This is a genomic window from Aeromonas taiwanensis, assembly GCF_000820165.1.
GTDB classification, from domain to species: domain Bacteria; phylum Pseudomonadota; class Gammaproteobacteria; order Enterobacterales; family Aeromonadaceae; genus Aeromonas; species Aeromonas taiwanensis.
In genome coordinates this window covers 1-17,245 of record NZ_CDDD01000086.1, presented here as the reverse complement: position 1 = coordinate 17,245, position 17,245 = coordinate 1, and the positions used below count along the sequence as shown (strand labels likewise).

The following is a 17,245-nucleotide window of genomic DNA, read 5'->3' as shown; positions in this document are numbered from 1 at the left end:
GGGCATGCAAATTAGCCCCCAGCCTTCTCTTGACGCTGTGAAAGCAAGAAATAGGTGACATAACTCACTCCTTGACGGGAGGTGAGAACAAACACCTTCCATCATCGAATTGAAACCATTTTCAACTCAAGTTGAAATAGTTAATGCAAAGCATCCTATATGCCAATGTTGCGATATAACGTATGTCTACCGATAATTTCCATCGGTATTACCTAAATCAATACAAAGCCAGCAGCCAGCCAAATTTGAAATAACTTGGCCCACCACCATTAAAAACAACCCGGTGACTCTTTACATATTTTGAAGTCATGAAAACGATAATTGATGCTGATATCACAACTCAGTTGCATATTAGAGCTATAACAGTACATCAATCTTGCTACTAGCCATATGCTTCCCGCATCCATATTGTCAACATCTTACGCGTTTGATTATTGGGGCACTATTCAAATGCTGCCATCATGAAATGTGATGAATTTAATCTCCACGCAGTTAATACCAAGGGCATACTTTAGTTTTAACATTATGATGCATGAAACCTAGCTTGATAGGCTTGCAATAACCTGAAAAACTGAAATTTACATATTCCTCCCCCACACCCTAATTTACAAACACCAATAAAAACATCTACTTGAAACATTGATGACATTTTGTGGGTTTGAATGTTCGCTCGAGTTTAAAAACTGTTTCGAACAGTAGCATTCAAGGCAGGAAACTCAGTCCAACCTGGACGTTCTGACTAGTCATCAAACAAAACAAGCCCCCAAATGGCTGATACGGATGCCTGGAGTTTGTAAACCCAATCGTGTAACCACACAATAATAATTAATTTTTTCAAAAAGATACCTTCGTGAGTCAGCAAATAGTCCAAGAGAAACTCAAAGCACTGACTGCTGGCAGGCCAAAGACATCTAGTCCGAACAGGTTCCCGGAGCCCTGAGCCAGCCATTGCCCGAACTCACCGTCGAGACTGCACTCAACTCCGATATGGACGAACATAGGGACGACGAGAAACATGCCCACACCGTCAAAGGAGCGGTACCATCGAAATGGCTATTCCTCTAAACGCCGAAGAGGGCTGCAAGGAAGACGCTATTCCAAAAACATATTAGTACCATTTTTTGATATTATTTAAGGTAGCTATGAAGATAGATGTGTCATGACTTGCAATCCGAATGGCACCTAATTTCAGATTACCGTGGTTCTTTGGCGGCTGAAATGAACTCTAATGAACCCCATTGGACGTTCCTTGTTGAAGTCAAAAGACTTTCTAACACGAGTCGGGAACAGTACCGTTTCTATTCACGTGTTCGCACAAAATTAAGCGATATCTCCTGTTGCTCACTCCATGCAGTGATGGTCTATGCTTATCCCTATTCTTGGCTATGAGGCTACGTTAAAATGATGCCGGAGATGCATATGCATATGCAGATGCAGCAGATACAGGAGATGAAGGACAGGGACATCACTTTACTCCTTGTAGCAGAGCCATCACTGCAGACCAGTATGTTGTCTAGCTATTTGTCCCAAGAGTTAAAAATTACCGTCCAATGCATTCATACCAGCCCCTCTCCAGAATGCCCACCAGATGCTTTAGCTCAGGCCGTTTTATGGTTGATTGACATGGCTACCATCAAGGGAAAAGAGTTAATCGAATGGCAGGCTTACAGTCAAACCACAAACCAGAAACACATTGTAGCCTTGTTAAATGCAGAACCACATGTCGATATATGGTCAATGCTGCAATGGCCCAGTTGTGTTGGGGTCTTTTTTTCCTCAGACTTACCTCAATGCTTGGCATGTGGGATCAAGAAAATTCTGCTGGGGGAGCTCTGGATACCACGTGATATGTTGGCTGACTTATATCGCAAGCAAATTAAAAATTGTGCCTTAGCGTCAAGTTCCAACTGTCTCTTGACCAAGAGAGAGTTGGAAATATTGAACCAGTTGTGCCTGGGTCACTCCAATCATGATATTGCAACCAGTTTTTATATTAGTGAAAACACCACCAAGTCTCATCTCTATCGAATATTCAAGAAGATAGGTGTGCGGAATCGTTTGCAGGCGGTGCAATGGGCTAACGAAAATCTGCCACAGCGTTTCCTGTGCTGGGTATCCTCATTTTCGATACTGGCTGACGATCTTGTTGCATCAATGATGAGACTTTTGATGTTTGTGAGCTGAATTACCCCCCTGAATCACCATCTGAATCGCCCCGGCTTCTGCAGATACTTGTTGATGGTGGCCGGGCTCTTGCCAGAGTTCAGCAACCCCTCCTTGAACTTGACCACATCAGCCTTGCTGTAGCCTGCCGCTGGCTTGTCGCCGAGTGCCTCGATAAAGGAACCGAGATAGTTTTTCTGGTTCTTTCGCTCTTTGGGTGCCCAGGAGAGGGCCTTCTCTTTCTGATAACGGTCACTCAGGACCGACAGGAGCGGAGCACGCGGTTTGATCGCCGGAGTCATCGGCTGGGCTGCTGATTGCTCTTGTCGGTCGACTGTGGCGTCTGCAGGCAACTGATTGGGCTTGGGTCTGGAACGCACACAGGCAAGCAACTGGGCAACCTTGCTTCGTGCCGTCAGCTTGTCTCGGGTATGCAGGGATTTTTTGATCTCTTTACGACGACCACAGGGGAGCGTGGTCACTTTCCGGTAATACCAGATGCCGTGGGGACTGAGCCAGAGATTCACAGAGAAGACTCCTGATTCATCCACACAAAGTGGATTACCAAGAGGTCTGAAGGGGGCTATTAGCTGTAACTTATTGAATTGCAGAAAAAAGTGGTGGCCCTACCAGCCACATCCCGGCACTCGAGTCCCCCGCCTTGGCTGCTACCTTCCGGTCCTGACCAGGTCGACGGGTTATCAATGCGAGAGGACCAATAGGACCACCGGCGAGGAGAATAGGCAAACTGGCCGGTCAATGCAATGGCTTTCTGCCGCAGCGCGAGCCGTTCGCCTTATTTTTCAACAATCTGGGCAAGGGTTCAGCTAAACAGCATGAATTTGGCCCCCACCACCAGCATCAGGAGGGCAAAGGCCTGCTTCAGTCGTGCGGGTGACAGCCGGTGTGCCAGCCTAGCGCCGAACCGGGCGAACTGAGTGCTGGTGAGCACGATGCCGACGAGGGCCGGCAGATAAATGTAGCCGGCACTCCACTCGGGCAGATCGGGGTTCCCCCAACCGGCGTAGAGGTAGCTCAGGCTGCCCGCCAGGGCGATGGGCATACTGCAGGCGGCGGAGGCCGCCACGGCGTTGCGCATGGGCACCGAGTTCCAGCTCAGATAAGGCACGGTGAGCGAGCCGCCGCCGATGCCAAAGAGGGCCGACATCCAGCCGATGATGCTGCCCGCGATCCCGGTGCCAACCGGTCCCGGCATGCGACGTTCCGCCTTGGGCCTCAGGTTGAGCCCCATCTGCAGCGCCATGGTCCAGGCGAAACAGCCGATGATGATGTTGAGGGTGCTGGCACTCAGCAGATTTGCCGTCATGCCGCCGAGCCAGGCCCCGAGCAGCATGCCCGCCCCGAGGCGTCGTATCATCACCCAGTCGACGGCCCCGGCCTCCTGATGGGCCCGCAGGGAGCTGAAACCGGTGAAGATCATGGTGGGGAGCGAGGTGCCGAGTGCCAGGTGGGTGATGATCTCCGGGGCCACGCCCTGGGCGTGGAAGCTCAGCACCAGCACGGGCACTATGATGAGCCCGCCTCCGATCCCGAACAGCCCGGCCAGCATGCCCGCGAAGGCCCCCAACACCAGATACCCCACAAACAGCATAAAATTTCCTTCGCTAATAAATTGGCGGTCAACTCGACCGCCAATGCCCATAAAAAAAGAGATGGCGCCAGGCCATCTCTTTATTGTGCCGATTAATGAAGGGGAATGGTACCGTCCATCACCTTGTAGAAGGCCAGCACGGCGCAGCCAAGCAGGGCCGCCGTCATCCCCTGCTCCAGCCGGTTGAGGCTGCGCAGGCCGTGGTGCTGGCGCGCCTTCCAGTAGATGAAGATGCCGGGGCTGTAGAGCAGCGCCACCAGCAGCAGGTACTCCACCCCCGCCGCATAGACCAGCCAGCAGCCGTAGGCGGTGGCCACCAGGGCCAGCAGCAGGTCACGCTTGCGCTGATGGGGTTGCTGCTCGTAGGTGGTGCCCTGGATCGCCAGCTTGAGCCCGTAGGCACCGGAGAAGACATAGGGCACCAGGGCCGCCGAGGTGGCGATGTTGACCAGCGCCAGGTAGGTGCTGCTCTGGAAGTAGATGATGATGAGGAAGATCTGCACCAGACAGGTGGAGCACCAGAGCGACACCTGGGGCGAGCCGTTCTTGTTCTCCTTGGCGAACCAGGCCGGGAAGACACCGGTCTTGCCCGCGATGTAAGGCACTTCCGCCGCCAGCACGGTCCAGCTCAGCAGGGCCCCCATGACCGAGATCACCAGGCCGATGTTGATGAGCCAGGCGCCCCAGGGACCGACCACGGCTTCCAGGATCATGGCGGTGGAGGGATTCTTGAGGGCCGCCAGCTGCGGCTGGTTCATGACCCCCAGGGAGAACAGGGTGACCATGACATAGAGCGCCAGGGCGCCCAGCAGGGCCAGCACGGTGGCGCGGCCCACGTCCTTGCGGTGGCGGGCACGGGCGGAGACCACCACGGCCCCCTCGATGCCGATGAAGACCCAGAGGGTCACCTTCATGGTGGATTTGACCTGATCCATCACGGAGCCGAGCTCGGGACTCCCCTGCCCCCAGAGATCCAGGGTGAAGGTCTCCATGTTGAAGGCGAGCAGGATGGCGACGCAGAAGACGATGAGGGGCACCATCTTGGCGATGGTGGTGACGATATTCACCAGCGCCGCCACCTGGATGCCGCGCAGCACCAGAGCATGCACCGACCAGATGAGCAGGGACGCGAGGGTGATGGCGATCGGGGTGTTGCCGTCACCAAAGATGACATTGTCAGGCGTATCGAAGAAGTAGCTCAGGGCGCTGAACACCACGATGGCGTAGGAGACGTTGGCCAGCAGCTGGCACAGCCAGTAGCCCCAGGCTGCGTTGAAGCCGACGAAGTCACCGAACCCTGCCTTGGCGTAGCTGAAGATGCCGCCATCGAGATCCGGACGGCGCATGGAGAGGTTCTGGTACACCAGGGCGAGGCAGATCATGCCGATCCCCGTGATGGTCCATCCCAGGGCGACGGCCCCGGCACTGGCATGCGCCGCGATGTTTTGTGGCAGACTGAAGACCCCGGCACCGACCATGGAGCCGATCACCAGCGAAATGAGGGCACCGAGCCCCAGTTTCTTGTCCATCTCAAACCTGTTTTCTTAGGCGGCGGCTGAGCATCCGTATTCATACAGCGCGCGACATGGGAGGGGCGAAAGATCCGTACCCCGTGAAAAAGGCGGCAACTATATTGCATGACTATTCCGACCGCAATCCTTCGCAGCGCCAATCACGCACCGTCTTGACCGCGCGCAATTCTACAGCACTCACTCACCTCGCCTGTGAGCTGGTTCAAATTAAGAGAGACCCGTTGATCTTTCACGTTTTTCCATGATGTGACCCGGGGTTTTTAGGAAAAAGGCTGCATGGCTATTCATCCCTGCGGGCTGCTGGCACGGCTCATGAAAACGCCCCGGGATCCGGGGCGCAGTGGTCACCATGAGCGAGCGCGGGGCTAGAGCCGCAGTCCCCCGTCTATCTCGATCATCCGACCCGACAGGTAGTCGTTGGCGAGGATGAACTGTACCGTGTGGGCCAGCTGCGCCGCCTCCCCCAGGCTTCCCACCGGGATGGCCTGCTGCATGCGGGCCATGGCCTCGGGCTTCATGGCCGCCGTCATGTCGGTGGCAAACACCCCGGGGGCGATGCCCATCACCCGGATGCCGTGGCGGGCCAGCTCCCGCCCCCAGGTGACTACCAGGGAGGCTACCCCCGCCTTGCTGGCGGCATAGTTGCTCTGGCCCATGTTGCCGGCCCGGGCGATGGAAGAGATGTTGATGATGACACCCTGCCCTCCTCGCGCCATCAGCGCCGCCCCCTCGCGGCCGCACAGGAAGGTACCGGTGAGGTTGACGTCGATGACGGCCTGCCACTGGGCCAGGCTCATCTTCTCCAGCAGTTCTCCCTCCTTCACCTTGATGAGCATGCCGTCCCGCAGGATGCCGGCGCAGTTGATGAGGCCGTGCAGGACGCCGAACTGCTCGTCGATGGCGGCGAAGGTCGCCTCCACCTCGGGCTCGCTCGCCACGTTGCAGACGAAGAGGGCGCAGCGGCCGTCACGGCTGCGCACCTCGGCCTCGGTCACCTCCAGATCCGCGCGGTTGACGTCGATGAGCGCGAGCACCGCGCCCTGCTCAGCGAGGCTCAGGGCGATGGCGCGGCCGAGCCCCCTGCCCGCCCCCGTGATGGCGATGACCTTCTGCGTGATATCCATGGATGCTCCTTGCCGGTTGCCCGGCCATAAATGGGTGGATAAAGGGGATGGCCGCGCCGGCTCAACCCGCCTTGGTCTGATCCAGCTCCGCATCTCGATAGAGTTCGACGATGCTGGAGAAATCCCGCGTGTCCGGTCCCTTGGCCGCATGCAGGTTGAACAGGTTGCGGGCCAGGGCTCCCATGGGTACGGCGCTGTGGGCATGTTCGGCAAGCGCCATCGCGAGCCCCAGGTCTTTCACCATCAGCCGGGTCATGAAGCCCCCCTGGTAGTTGCGCGACGCCGGGGCGTTCTCCATCACCCCGGGCCAGGGGTTGTAACGCTCCAGGCTCCAGTTGTTGCCCGAGCTCTTGCCCATGATGGTGGAGAGGACGGCGGGATCCAGCCCCTCTTTCACCCCGAGGGCCAGCGCCTCGGCAGTGCCCGCCATGTGGATGGCGAGCAGCATGTTGTTGCACATCTTGGCGATCTGGCCCGCCCCGAGCGCCCCGGCGTGGAACAGGTTCTGCCCCATGGAGGCGAGCACGGGCCTGGCCGCCTCGAAGTCCGCCGCCTCGCCGCCAACGATGAAGGTCAGCGTCCCTGCCGCAGCGCCGGCCACGCCCCCCGAGACAGGGGCATCGATGAAGCGGATGCCGCGCGACTTCGCCGCCTCCCCCACCCGGCGGGCCGAGGCCACGTCTATGGTGGAGCAGTCGATGACCAGGGTGCCCGCCGGCAGGGCCGCCAGCAGATCCTGGCCGCCCTGCTCACCGCTACCTTCGCCCAGCCAGAGGCTGCGCACATGCTCCCCTGCGGGCAGCATGCTGATGACCAGATCGCAGTCGCTCACCGCTTCCCGGGCATCGGTGGTCGCGATGCAGCCGGCGGCGATCGCCCGGCTCAGGCTCTCCGGCACCAGGTCGAACACCTGTACCCTGTGCCCCGCCCGGACCAGGTTGGCGGCCATGGGCCCCCCCATGTTGCCAAGCCCGATAAATCCAATCCTTGTCATGATCTGCTCCTTGATATGTTCCGTTCGTGCGTCCCGCGCCTCAGCAGGCAGGGCTCAGGGGATTTTTCCCCTCGGGCCAGCGGTAGAAGGCATCCAGCCAGGCCTCGCCTCCTTGCGGCGCCTGCCAGCGGGGGGATTTGTCCTTGTCGATGAGCAGCGCCCGTACCCCTTCCACGAAGTCCCCTTTGAGCACGCAGTTGACCGAGAGCGTCAGCTCGTCGGCAAACACCTCGGCCAGGGACTGGCGGCGCGCCTGCCAGAACTGGCGCCAGAGGATGGCGCGGCTGATGGGACTGCCCCCCTGGCAGGTTGCCCGGGCCTGGGCCAGCACCGGTTCATCGAGCTCGGCGCACGCCAGCCTCTCCAGCACCCCTTGCAGGGAGCGGCCAGCCAGGAGTGCATCGATGCGGGCCTGATGGGGCAGGATCACGGGGGCTGGCAGCGCCTGGCCGAGCCCACGCTGCAAGCCGGCGAGGAGCCCCTCTATCTGTTCGCTGGCGTCGGCGGACCAGTCGAGGGCCGCAAGGCGGGGCAGCAGCTCGGCCCGCTCACGGCTTGCCATGGCGTGATCCGCGAGCCCCAGCCCCAGGGCATCCGCCCCGTTGAAGCGGGCGCCGGTGAGACCGAGCCAGAGTCCGAGGCGCCCCGGCATCCGGCTCAGGAACCAGCTGGCCCCCACGTCCGGGTAGAGGCCTATGGTCACCTCCGGCATGGCGAACAGGCTCTTCTCGGTCACCACCCGGAACGCGGCCCCGGCAAAGAGGCCGATGCCCCCCCCCATGCAGATGCCGTCTGCCACGCAGATGAGGGGCTTCGTGTAGCGGTGGATGTGGTGATCGAGCCGGTACTCCTGCTCGAAGAAGTCACGGGCGTAGCCAAACAGTTCCGACTCGCTCGCCTCCTGCTTGCGGTAATAGAAGGAGCGGATGTCGCCGCCGGCGCAGAACGCCTTCTCGCCGGCCCCCTGCAGCAGCACGCAGACGATGGACGGGTCCTGCTCCCAGGCGGTGAGCGCCGCCTGCAGCGACTGGATCATCGGCAGGCTCAGGGCATTGAGGGAGGCGGGGCTGTCCAGGGTCAGGACACAAATCTGGCGGTCGTCTGCGGTGGGGTGGGTCGTGACGACGACGGGCTCACTCATGGGCCTCTCCCCTGGGTTTGTCATAGTGCCAGTGCGGGGCACGCTTCTCGAGGAAGGCAGCCACCCCCTCGCGCTGGTTGGCATCCTCAAACAGCTCGAGGAAGAGGCTGCGCTCGCGCGGCAGCGCCGCATCCCGATGACCGCTTCGCCCCTGGTTGATGAGGGTCTTGCAGGCGCGCAGGGCGCTCGGGCTCTGGCGCTCCACCAGCCGGGCCATCTGGTGCGCCGCCTCCCAGGCGTGCCCCTCCTTGACCACCTCCTCCACCAGCCCCATCTCGTAGGCCAGGGTGGCACTCACCTTCTCGCCACAGAGGATCATCCGCTTGGCCCAGCCCGGCCCCACCAGCTCGGTGAGGCGCTGGGTACCGCCGGCGCAGGGCAGGAGCCCCACCGAGGCCTCCGGCAGCCCCAGCTTGGCCTGCTGCTCGGCGATGCGGATGTCGCAGGCCAGCGCCACTTCCAGTCCGCCCCCCATGGCATAGCCATTGATGGCGGCGATGCTGACCCCGTGGAAGCGGGCCAACGCCTCGAAGGCGCGGCCGAAGGCCTCGGCCACGTCGCGGGCGTGCTCGACGTTGCCGTCGGCGAACATCTTGAGATCGGCGCCAGCGCAGAAGAACTTGTCACCGGCACCGCGGATCACCAGGGCCACCACGTCGGGGCGGCTGTCCAGCTCCACCATCATCTGCAGGAAGGCCTGCAGGCTGGCGAGGGTCCAGGTGTTGGCAGGCGGGTGGTCGAGGGTGATATAGGCCACGTGACCTTGGTATTCGAGCCTGATCCTTGTCATTGCATCGTCCTTGTCATTGAAACCTGCCCATGATGACAGAGTTGAATGGAGCCAACATTCGACGCGCTCACACAACGGGCGGCGTAGAGGGTGGATCCCTCCACCCGGGTCGGCAAGCTCGCCTCACCCGGCTAACCCAGCGACAGACCGGGATCCGCCAGCAGGCGGCGGGCGATGATGAGGCGCATCACTTCGTTCGTCCCCTCCAGAATACGGTGTACCCGGGTGTCTCTCAGGTAGCGCTCCAGGGGGTACTCGCGGATATAACCATAGCCGCCAAAGAGTTGCAGAGCCTCGTCGCAGACGCGGTGACCCACGTCAGTGGCAAAGCGCTTGGCCATGGCGCACCAGGCGCTCTTGTCCGGGCTGCCTTCATCGAGCCTGGCGGCCGCCTGACGCACCAGCAGCCTGGCAGCGGCGAGCTCGGTGGCCATGTCGGCCAGACGGAACTGCACGCTCTGGAATTCGCTGATCGGGTGACCAAATTGCTGGCGTTGCTGCACATGGGCCAGGGCATCGTCGAGAGCCTGCTGGGCGGTGCCCACCGAGCAGGTGGCGATGTTGATGCGCCCGCCATCGAGCGCCTGCATGGCGAATCTGAACCCCTCGCCCTCCTGCCCCAGCCGGTAGCGGACAGGGATGCGCACGGCGCTGAAGTTCACCTCCCGGGTGGGCTGGCTGTTCCAGCCCATCTTCTCCTCCGCCTTGCCGTAGCTCACCCCCGGCGTCTCGGCCGGTACCATGAAGGCGGAGATCCCCTTCGCCCCCTCACCACCGGTGCGGGCCATCACCACCAGCACCTGGGTGCTGCCCGCCCCCGAGATGAACACCTTGCTGCCGTCGATGACGTAATCATCGCCATCGCGCAAGGCGCGGGTCTTGAGGGCCGCCGCATCGGATCCGGCCCCCGGCTCGGTGAGGCAATAAGAACCCAGCAGCTCACCGCTGGCGAGCCTCGGCACCCACTCCTCGGCCACCTCGGCAGGCAACCAGCTGCCCAGCATCCAGCTCACCATGTTGTGGATGGTCAGATAGGCGGTGGTGGAGGTGCAGCCCATGGCGAGGCGCTCGAAGATGAGGCTGGCATCGAGGCGCGGCAGACCGAGCCCGCCATACTGCTCCGGGGTGTAGAGGCCGCAAAAGCCGAGCGCCGCCGCCTCCTTGATGGTCGGGATGGGGAACTCGTGCTCCTTGTCCCAACGCGCGGCGTGGGGCTTGAGCGCCTCCTCGGCGAAGACGCTGGCCGCCTCGACGAACGCCTGCTGATCCGGGGTCAGGTTAAAATCCATCTTGTCTGCTTCCTTGTTGTCTCGATCGTTCGGGCCACTCAACGCAGCTGTATGGTCATGTTGGGGCCGGTGGGAATGTCTTCGTCGAACCAGCGCTCGGTCACCGTCTTGGTCTCGGTGTAGAAACGCACCGCCTGCTTGCCGTAGGCGTGCAGATCCCCGTAGAAGGAGCCGCGCCAGCCGGTGAAGGAGAAGAACGGCAGCGGCACCGGGATGGGCACGTTGATCCCCACCTGGCCTACCGCCACCTCGTGGCGGAACTTGCGGGCAGCGGCGCCGCAGCCGGTGAAGATGGAGGTGCCGTTGCCATAGGGGTTGTCGTTGATGAGGGAGAGCGCCTCGTCGAGGCTGCCGACCTCGAGACACACCAGCACGGGCCCGAAGATCTCCTCCCTGTAGATGCGCATCTGGGGCGTCACACCGCGAAACAGGGTCGGCCCCACCCAGTTGCCCACCGGGTAGCCGGGCACGTCACAGAAGCGCCCGTCCAGCAGGCACTCTGCCCCCTCGGCGATCCCCGCCTCGATGAGCCCCTCCACCCTGACCTTCGCCTCCGGGCTGATAAGGGGGCCGTAGGCGGCGTCGGGATCGTGCCAGACACCGGGCTTCACCCTGGCAAATTCGGCGGCGAGCTCCGGGATCCACTCCCGGGCCCCCCCCACGAACACCGCCACGCTGATGGCCATGCAGCGCTGACCAGCGGCACCGACCCCGGCCCCCACCAGGTTGCTCATCACCTGCGCCTTGTTGGCGTCCGGCATGATCACCATGTGGTTCTTGGCACCGACGAAGCACTGGGCCCGCTTGAGCTGGGCGGTGGCGGTGCGATAGACATGGGCCCCGACCCGGGCCGAGCCGACGAAGCTGACCGCCTTGACGTCAGGATGGGCGAGCAGCGCATCCACCTGCTCGGCGCCGCCGTGCACCACCGAGAGAATGCCCCTGGGGGCCCCTGCCTCCATGAACAGCTCGGCCAGGCGCATGGGAGTGAGGGGATCCTGCTCCGAGGGCTTGAGCACGAAGCCGTTACCGCAGGCCACCGCCAGCGGGAACATCCAGAGCGGGATCATGGCCGGGAAGTTGAAGGGGGTGATGCCGACGCACACCCCGAGGGGCTGCACCCAGGAGTGGCCGTCCACCCGGCGCGCCACGTTGCCCATGGTCTCCCCCAGGGTCTGGCTCGCGATGGCGCAGGCCTGCTCCACCACCTCGATGCCGCGCCACACGTCCCCCCTGGCGTCCGCCAGGTTCTTGCCGGTCTCCTGGGCCAGCAGGGTCGCCAGCTCGTCGTGGTGCACCTTCAAGAGGTGCTGGTAGTTGAACATCACCCGGGCCCGCTCGGAGGCTGGCACCTCCCGCCACGACAGATAGGCATCGTGGGCGGTACGTACCGCGTGCTCGATCTCGGCAGGGGTAGCCTTAGGCACCCGCGCCAGCAGGCTCTGATCCGCCGGGTTGCTGACTTCAATCCACTGCTCGCTCGCGGATGGACAGGGCTCGCCGCCGATATGCAGCGGCAGATCCCCGAACTGGGTATGGTGTTGGCTCATGCCGCCCTCTCCTCTGGTTGGCAGAAAGTGGCCGGGCACCGCAGGTCCGCCCCCCTCATGCACACGCTGATCATCATGTTCGCTCCTTGCGTTTCCCACCCGAAGGGAGCCCCTTGCGGTCGGCGGGCAACGAATTTACCTTAGACTAACAACTCATTTACGTTTACGCTAACGTAAACTTAAATCACGAATGGACTGACCAGTCCCCCTGCACCAGGCGAACAAGGTTGAGTCCCAACAATCGAGACCCAAGCACAAGGAGAGCACGGATGCATGCCCTGATGGATGAGACCCTCCAGGCCCTGACCGAACAGGTCGAAGCCTTCTGCCGACAAGTGATCGCGCCGCGCGCCGCCGAGATCGATCAGAGCAACGCCTTCCCCCGCGATCTCTGGCCCGCCATGGGGGATCTGGGGCTGCACGGCATCACGGTGGCGGAGGAGTATGGCGGGGTGGACCTCGGCTATCTGGCCCACGTGCTGGTGATGGAGCAGGTGAGCCGCGCCAGCGCCTCGGTCGGCCTCTCCTACGGCGCCCACTCCAACCTCTGCATTAACCAGATCCACCGTCACGGCACCCCGGATCAGAAGGCGCGCTACCTGCCCCTGCTGGTGAGCGGCCAGCACGTGGGGGCGCTCGCCATGAGCGAGCCGGGGGCCGGCTCCGACGTGGTGAGCATGCGCCTGACCGCGGTGCGCGAGGGGGATCACTTCGTGCTCAATGGCAACAAGATGTGGATCACCAATGGGCCAGATGCCGATACTTTCGTCATCTATGCCAAGACGGATCCCGCCGCCGGCGCCAAAGGCATCTCCGCCTTTATCGTCGAGGCGGGCACCCCGGGATTTTCCACCGCCCAGAAGCTCGACAAGCTCGGCATGCGCGGCTCCAGCACCTGCGAGCTGGTATTCCAGGATTGCCGCGTGCCGCAGGAGAACCTGCTGGGTCCCCTGCACGGCGGGGTCAAGGTGCTGATGAGCGGTCTGGATTACGAGCGGGTGGTGCTGGCGGCCGGGCCGCTCGGCATCATGCAGGCCTGTATGGACGTGGTGCTGCCCTATGTGCGCGATCGCAAGCAGTTCGGCCAGCCCATCGGCGAGTTCCAGCTGGTGCAGGGCAAGCTCGCCGACATGTATACCCGCCTCGCCAGCAGCCGGGCCCTGGTCTACTCGGTGGCGGCTGCCTGCGACAAGGGGCGCACCAGCCGCAAGGATTGCGCCGCCGCCATCCTGTTTGCCGCCGAAAACGCCACCCAGATGGCCCTGGACGCCATCCAGCTGCTCGGCGGCAACGGCTACATCAACGAATACCCCACCGGCCGCCTGCTGCGGGACGCCAAGCTCTACGAGATAGGCGCCGGCACCTCCGAGATCCGCCGCTGGCTCATCGGCCGCGAACTGATGGGAGAGAATGCATGAGCAGGATCCACTCCCGCCTCGACAGGGCCAGCCCCGACTACGGGGCCAATCAGGCCGCCATGCAGGCACTGGTCGACGATCTCAATGCCCGCCTGGAGGAGATAGCCTTGGGCGGCGGTGCGGCCAACAACGCCCGCCACCAGGCCCGCGGCAAACTGCTGCCCCGCGAGCGCATCAACCAGTTACTGGATCCGGGCTCCCCCTTTCTCGAACTGTCTGCCCTGGCGGGCTGGCAGGTCTATGACGAGCCGGTGCCCGCCGCCGGCATCCTCACCGGCATCGGCCGGGTCTCGGGGCGCCTGTGCATGCTGGTGGTGAACGACGCCACCGTGAAGGGCGGCACCTACTACCCGCTCACGGTGAAAAAACACCTGCGTGCCCAGGCCATCGCCGAGCGGCTGCGCCTCCCCTGCCTCTATCTGGTGGATTCCGGCGGTGCCTTCCTGCCCATGCAGGACGAGGTGTTCCCCGACCGGGAACACTTTGGCCGCATCTTCTACAACCAGGCGCGCATGTCCGCCCAGAACATCCCCCAGCTGGCGGTGGTGATGGGGCTGTGCACCGCCGGCGGTGCCTACGTGCCCGCCATGGCGGACGAGTCCATCATGGTCAAGGAACAGGCCACCATCTTTCTGGCGGGCCCGCCCCTGGTCAAGGCGGCGACCGGCGAGGAGATCAGCGCCGAGGCCCTGGGGGGCGCCGAGGTTCACTGCGCCCACTCCGGGGTAGCGGATCACATGGCCCGGGACGATGCCCATGCCCTGGCCATCGCCCGCACCCTGGTCACCCATCTGGGCAATGAGCCGGTAGAGACCAACCCCGGCTACGAGCCCCCCTGTTATCCCATCGAGGAGCTGTACGGCCTGGTGGGCACCAGCCTCAAGCGCCCCTATGACGCGCGGGAGCTGATCGCCCGCCTGGTAGACGGCTCGGACTTTGACGAATTCAAGGCGCTGTTCGGCACCACCCTGGTCACAGGGTTTGCCCGGATCTGCGGCATGCAGGTGGGGATCCTCGCCAACAACGGCGTGCTGCACAGCGACAGCGCCCAGAAGGGGGCCCACTTCATCCAGCTTTGCAACCGGCGCGCCATCCCGCTGCTCTTCCTGCAGAACATCACCGGCTTTATGGTAGGGAGTCAGGCCGAGCGGGACGGGATCGCCAAGCACGGCGCCAAGCTGGTCACCGCCGTGGCCTGCAGCAGGGTGCCCAAGATCACCCTGATCGTCGGTGGCAGCTTTGGCGCCGGCAACTACGGCATGTGCGGCCGCGCCTATGAGCCGGACTTCCTGTTCAGCTGGCCCAACAGCCGCATCTCCGTCATGGGGGGCGAGCAGGCCGCCGGCGTGCTGGTGCAGGTGCGCCGGGACAAACTGGCCGCGGAAGGCAAGGCGCTGAGCGAGCAGGAGGTGGCCGCCATCCGCGCGCCGGTGATCGCGCAATACGAGCGTCAGGGTCACCCCTACTACGCCAGCGCCAGGCTCTGGGATGACGGCGTCATCGACCCGGCCCAGAGCCGCACCGTGCTGGCCCTGGCCCTGGCGGCGTGCCAGGGGGCCGAAAGTGGCCCGGAACAGTACGGCATCTTCCGGATGTAAGGAGTGCAACATGTCAGACCCGCTCTGCAATGACCCCCTGGCCCATTTCCGGCTGGAGCGCCACGGCCCGCTCATCGAGCTGGTGCTTGCACGACCGGCCCGCCACAACGCCCTCGACGCCGATCTGATGCAGGGGCTGCTCGACTGCCTCGACGATCTCGCCCACTGCCACGGCCAGCCCCTGGCCGAGCGTCCCCACGTGCTGCTGCTGCGGGCCGAGGGGCCGCATTTCTGTGCCGGCGCCGACCTCAACTGGATGCGCAAGATGGCCCAGGGGGAGTTCGACCCCAGCTCCTTTGACAAGAATCGCGAGGATGCCCGGGTACTGTCGCATCTGATGCAGGCCCTCGACACCCTGCCCTTCCCCACCGTGGCCCTGGTGCAGGGGGCCGCCTACGGCGGGGCGCTTGGCCTCGTCTGTGCCTGCGACATCGTGCTGGCCAGCGACGATGCCCGCTTCTGCCTCTCGGAGGTGAGCCTGGGGCTGGTGCCTGCGGTGATCAGCCCCTATGTGGTGCGCGCCATGGGCACGCGCCAGGCCCGCCGCTACATGCTGAGCGCAGAACCCTTCGATGCCATCACCGCCTGTCGGCTCAACGTGGTGCACCGGCTCTGCCATCCCGATCAGTTGCTGGCAGAAGGGCGCGCCATGGCACTGCGCCTGTGCCAGAACGGCCCGGAGGCGATGAAGGAGACCAAGCGGCTGCTGGCTGCCATCGAGGCGCACCCAGGCCCCCAACACGAAGAGAGGACGGTCGAGACCATCGCCCGGGTCCGGGTCGGACTCGAGGCCCAGGAGGGGATCCAGGCCTTCTTTGACAAGCGCCCCCCGAGCTGGCGCCCCCGTTTCAAGGACGAAACATGACTCAATACCACCCTATCCAGCGCCTGCTTATCGCCAACCGCGGCGAGAATGATCGCTGTGCGCATCACGACATCGGGCCACTGTGCAGCCTTATGAACGAGGAGCAACAATGACACATCAGGCTCCTATCCAGCGCCTGCTTATCGCCAATAGAGGCGAAATCGCCGTGCGCATCATCAAGACCGCACGGCGTCTCGGCATCCACACCATCGCCCTCTATTCGGACGCCGATGCTCATGCCATGCATGTGCGTGAAGCCGACGAAGCCTGGCATCTGGGCCCGGCCCCTGCCCGGGAGAGCTACCTCGACACTGGCAAGGTGCTGCGCATCGCCAAGGAGGCCGGGGCCGATGCCGTTCACCCGGGGTACGGCTTCCTATCCGAGAACAGCGACTTTGCCACCGCCTGTGAGCAACGCAGCCTGCGCTTCGTCGGCCCGAGTGGCGCCGCCATCCTCGCCATGGGGGACAAGTCCGGCGCCAAGGCGCTGATGGAGGCAGCCGGGGTGCCCGTGCTGCCCGGCTATCACGGCGCCGATCAATGCCTGGCGGTATTGCGTGATCAGGCCAGGCTCACCGGCTTCCCGCTCCTTATCAAGGCGGCCAGTGGTGGCGGCGGCAAGGGAATGCGCCGGGTCGAGCAGATAGAGGACTTTGACGAGGCCCTGGCAGCGGTCAAACGGGAGGCCCTGGCGGCCTTCGGCGATGATCAGGTGCTGCTGGAGCGCTACCTCCCCCGCGCCCGCCACGTGGAGGTGCAGGTGTTTGCCGATACGCAGGGCAACGCCATCTACCTGGGGGACAGGGACTGCTCCTTGCAGCGCCGCCACCAGAAGGTGATCGAGGAGGCGCCGGCGCCGAACATAGCGCCAGCCCTTCGCCGCGCCATGGGGGAAGCCGCCGTGGCCGCCGCCCGGGCCATCAAATATCGGGGTGCCGGCACCGTCGAATTCCTGCTGTGCGGGGAGGCGTTCTTCTTCATGGAGATGAACACCCGGCTGCAGGTGGAGCACCCGGTCACCGAGGCCGTCACCGGCCAGGATCTGGTGGCCTGGCAACTGGCGGTGGCCGAGGGCAGGCCGCTGCCCCTCTCCCAGGAGGAGGTGGTGCTGCGCGGCCACGCGGTGGAGGCGCGCCTCTATGCCGAAGACGTGGCCGCGCAGCACCACC

14 protein-coding genes and 1 other RNA gene are annotated in these 17,245 nt (G+C 63.0%); 5 read left to right on the top strand and 10 right to left on the bottom strand.

The features are described 5' to 3' along the window. Window positions 1–1,419 precede the first annotated feature (1,419 nt). Window positions 1,420–2,184 carry a LuxR C-terminal-related transcriptional regulator gene (locus tag BN1136_RS14945; RefSeq protein ID WP_160171617.1) on the top strand — a complete coding sequence of 255 codons (765 nt, stop codon included), beginning with the start codon at window positions 1,420–1,422 and terminating at the stop codon, window positions 2,182–2,184. A gap of 14 nt (window positions 2,185–2,198) precedes the next feature. Here the strand turns inward: BN1136_RS14945 and BN1136_RS14940 are convergent, their stop codons facing one another. The 10 genes from BN1136_RS14940 to BN1136_RS14900 form a co-directional block, all read right to left on the bottom strand. Further along, a complete protein-coding gene (locus BN1136_RS14940; protein ID WP_231557896.1) occupies window positions 2,199–2,690 on the bottom strand; it encodes a hypothetical protein in 492 nt (163 codons plus the stop codon). Between the two features lie 97 nt (window positions 2,691–2,787). Next, an RNA gene (gene ffs, locus BN1136_RS19975) (signal recognition particle sRNA small type) lies at window positions 2,788–2,884 on the bottom strand. A 102-nt stretch (window positions 2,885–2,986) separates the two neighbouring features. Then, the gene (locus tag BN1136_RS14935) at window positions 2,987–3,775 is read right to left on the bottom strand and encodes a sulfite exporter TauE/SafE family protein (RefSeq protein WP_043760931.1); all 789 of its coding nucleotides are present in this window, start codon (window positions 3,773–3,775) and stop codon (window positions 2,987–2,989) included. Between the two features lie 92 nt (window positions 3,776–3,867). Next, window positions 3,868–5,304: an arginine-ornithine antiporter gene (gene arcD, locus BN1136_RS14930; protein ID WP_043760933.1), complete on the bottom strand. Its 1,437-nt coding sequence runs from the start codon at window positions 5,302–5,304 to the stop codon at window positions 3,868–3,870. 368 nt (window positions 5,305–5,672) lie between these two features. Continuing rightward, window positions 5,673–6,431, bottom strand: a complete 759-nt coding sequence (locus BN1136_RS14925; protein WP_043760935.1) for an SDR family oxidoreductase — start codon at window positions 6,429–6,431, stop codon at window positions 5,673–5,675. Between the two features lie 61 nt (window positions 6,432–6,492). After that, window positions 6,493–7,425, bottom strand: a complete 933-nt coding sequence (gene mmsB, locus BN1136_RS14920; protein ID WP_043760936.1) for a 3-hydroxyisobutyrate dehydrogenase — start codon at window positions 7,423–7,425, stop codon at window positions 6,493–6,495. Between the two features lie 40 nt (window positions 7,426–7,465). Further along, window positions 7,466–8,566, bottom strand: coding sequence for an enoyl-CoA hydratase/isomerase family protein (locus BN1136_RS14915; RefSeq protein WP_043760938.1), 1,101 nt, complete (start codon window positions 8,564–8,566; stop codon window positions 7,466–7,468). Next, entirely contained in the window at window positions 8,559–9,356 is a 798-nt protein-coding gene (locus tag BN1136_RS14910) for an enoyl-CoA hydratase (protein ID WP_043760940.1), read from the bottom strand. The genes BN1136_RS14915 and BN1136_RS14910 overlap by 8 nt, the downstream gene beginning before the upstream one ends. A 131-nt stretch (window positions 9,357–9,487) precedes the next feature. Beyond that, the gene (locus BN1136_RS14905; protein ID WP_043760942.1) at window positions 9,488–10,645 is read right to left on the bottom strand and encodes an acyl-CoA dehydrogenase family protein; all 1,158 of its coding nucleotides are present in this window, start codon (window positions 10,643–10,645) and stop codon (window positions 9,488–9,490) included. 38 nt (window positions 10,646–10,683) lie between these two features. Then, the gene (locus BN1136_RS14900; RefSeq protein WP_043760944.1) at window positions 10,684–12,195 is read right to left on the bottom strand and encodes a CoA-acylating methylmalonate-semialdehyde dehydrogenase; all 1,512 of its coding nucleotides are present in this window, start codon (window positions 12,193–12,195) and stop codon (window positions 10,684–10,686) included. A 269-nt stretch (window positions 12,196–12,464) separates the two neighbouring features. Here BN1136_RS14900 and BN1136_RS14895 point away from each other — a divergent pair, with 269 nt between their 5' ends. The 4 genes from BN1136_RS14895 to BN1136_RS14880 all read left to right on the top strand — a co-directional run. Next, window positions 12,465–13,613: an isovaleryl-CoA dehydrogenase gene (locus tag BN1136_RS14895; protein ID WP_043760946.1), complete on the top strand. Its 1,149-nt coding sequence runs from the start codon at window positions 12,465–12,467 to the stop codon at window positions 13,611–13,613. Continuing rightward, a complete protein-coding gene (locus BN1136_RS14890) occupies window positions 13,610–15,211 on the top strand; it encodes a carboxyl transferase domain-containing protein (RefSeq protein ID WP_043760948.1) in 1,602 nt (533 codons plus the stop codon). The genes BN1136_RS14895 and BN1136_RS14890 overlap by 4 nt, the downstream gene beginning before the upstream one ends. Before the next feature lie 10 nt (window positions 15,212–15,221). Continuing rightward, window positions 15,222–16,076 carry an enoyl-CoA hydratase-related protein gene (locus BN1136_RS14885; RefSeq protein WP_043760949.1) on the top strand — a complete coding sequence of 285 codons (855 nt, stop codon included), beginning with the start codon at window positions 15,222–15,224 and terminating at the stop codon, window positions 16,074–16,076. A 109-nt stretch (window positions 16,077–16,185) separates the two neighbouring features. Beyond that, window positions 16,186–17,245 (top strand): acetyl-CoA carboxylase biotin carboxylase subunit (locus BN1136_RS14880; RefSeq protein ID WP_043808803.1); only part of this gene is annotated, 1,060 nt, incomplete at its 3' end.

Bases quoted from the DNA above. Each gene is read 5' to 3' on its own strand.
- BN1136_RS14945 (WP_160171617.1), top strand. From the start codon at position 1,420: ATGCATATGCAGATGCAGCAGATACAGGAGATGAAGGACAGGGACATC.
- BN1136_RS14915 (WP_043760938.1), bottom strand. From the start codon at position 8,566: ATGAGTGAGCCCGTCGTCGTCACGACCCACCCCACCGCAGACGACCGC.
- mmsB (WP_043760936.1), bottom strand. From the start codon at position 7,425: ATGACAAGGATTGGATTTATCGGGCTTGGCAACATGGGGGGGCCCATG.
- BN1136_RS14895 (WP_043760946.1), top strand. From the start codon at position 12,465: ATGCATGCCCTGATGGATGAGACCCTCCAGGCCCTGACCGAACAGGTC.
- BN1136_RS14900 (WP_043760944.1), bottom strand. From the start codon at position 12,195: ATGAGCCAACACCATACCCAGTTCGGGGATCTGCCGCTGCATATCGGC.
- BN1136_RS14935 (WP_043760931.1), bottom strand. From the start codon at position 3,775: ATGCTGTTTGTGGGGTATCTGGTGTTGGGGGCCTTCGCGGGCATGCTG.
- BN1136_RS14905 (WP_043760942.1), bottom strand. From the start codon at position 10,645: ATGGATTTTAACCTGACCCCGGATCAGCAGGCGTTCGTCGAGGCGGCC.
- arcD (WP_043760933.1), bottom strand. From the start codon at position 5,304: ATGGACAAGAAACTGGGGCTCGGTGCCCTCATTTCGCTGGTGATCGGC.
- BN1136_RS14910 (WP_043760940.1), bottom strand. From the start codon at position 9,356: ATGACAAGGATCAGGCTCGAATACCAAGGTCACGTGGCCTATATCACC.
- BN1136_RS14885 (WP_043760949.1), top strand. From the start codon at position 15,222: ATGTCAGACCCGCTCTGCAATGACCCCCTGGCCCATTTCCGGCTGGAG.
- BN1136_RS14925 (WP_043760935.1), bottom strand. From the start codon at position 6,431: ATGGATATCACGCAGAAGGTCATCGCCATCACGGGGGCGGGCAGGGGG.
- BN1136_RS14890 (WP_043760948.1), top strand. From the start codon at position 13,610: ATGAGCAGGATCCACTCCCGCCTCGACAGGGCCAGCCCCGACTACGGG.